2 protein-coding genes are annotated in these 818 nt (G+C 53.9%); one reads left to right on the top strand and one right to left on the bottom strand.

Annotated elements, in window-relative coordinates:
- Positions 1 to 198 (bottom strand): hypothetical protein (locus tag ACR0JA_RS23645; RefSeq protein WP_480580421.1); only part of this gene is annotated, 198 nt, incomplete at its 3' end.
- Between ACR0JA_RS23645 and ACR0JA_RS23650 the strand changes: the two genes are divergently transcribed.
- Complete coding sequence (locus tag ACR0JA_RS23650; protein ID WP_480580418.1) at positions 121 to 765, top strand: IS6 family transposase; 645 nt, start codon at positions 121 to 123, stop codon at positions 763 to 765. The genes ACR0JA_RS23645 and ACR0JA_RS23650 overlap by 78 nt on opposite strands.
- The last annotated feature ends 53 nt before the right edge of the window (positions 766 to 818 follow it).

The raw sequence follows: 818 nt of genomic DNA on the forward strand, positions 1-818 counted from the left end.
GGTCTTGTCAGAAGAACTTTGGTTGAGCGAGTTAGGGTTGTTGCGTAGCTTTTGCCCATGACCAATCCGGCCTCTTTCAAGTACTTCAAAACCAGCCCAGAGATCATCCGCCTTGCAGTGATGCTGTACATCCGTTTCCCGCTCTCGCTTCGGAACGTCGAAGATCTGTTGCACGAGCGAGGCATCGACGTGAGTCACGAAACCGTCCGATATTGGTGGAACAGGTTTGGTCCAATGTTTGCAGCTGAGATCCGACGGAAGCGTGTTCAGCAACTGCGCGCCTTCTCCAAATGGAAGTGGCACGTTGACGAGGTTTTTGTGAAGGTGAATGGTAAGCGGCATTATCTTTGGCGGGCTGTTGATCACGAAGGTGAGGTGCTGGAAGCCGTTGTCACCAAACGCCGAAACAAAGCTGCAGCACTGAAATTCCTCAAGAAATTGATAAAGCGGCACGGTTGCGCCGAAGAGATCGTCACAGATCGCTTCGCTTCCTACAAGGCTGCGCTCAGAGAAATGGGCGCGCTCGAAAAACAACAGACGGGCAGGTGGCTCAACAACCGCGTCGAGAATTCGCACCTGCCGTTTCGACGACGCGAACGCGCGATGCAACGTTTCAGGCGCATGCGAAGTTTACAGAAATTCGCCTCCGTCCACTCTTCCGTCTACAACCACTTCAACCAGCAAAGATCGCTAAGCAGCAGAGATACCTTCAAGCTGACACGCACCGCCGCTCTCGCCGAGTGGCGTCAACTTTGTTCCGGATAGGTTCGCGGTTCCCGCGGCACACTGAGACTGGTTCGAATTCGTCTGACAGCACC

It is taken from the genome of Ruegeria sp. AM4, from assembly GCF_056540665.1.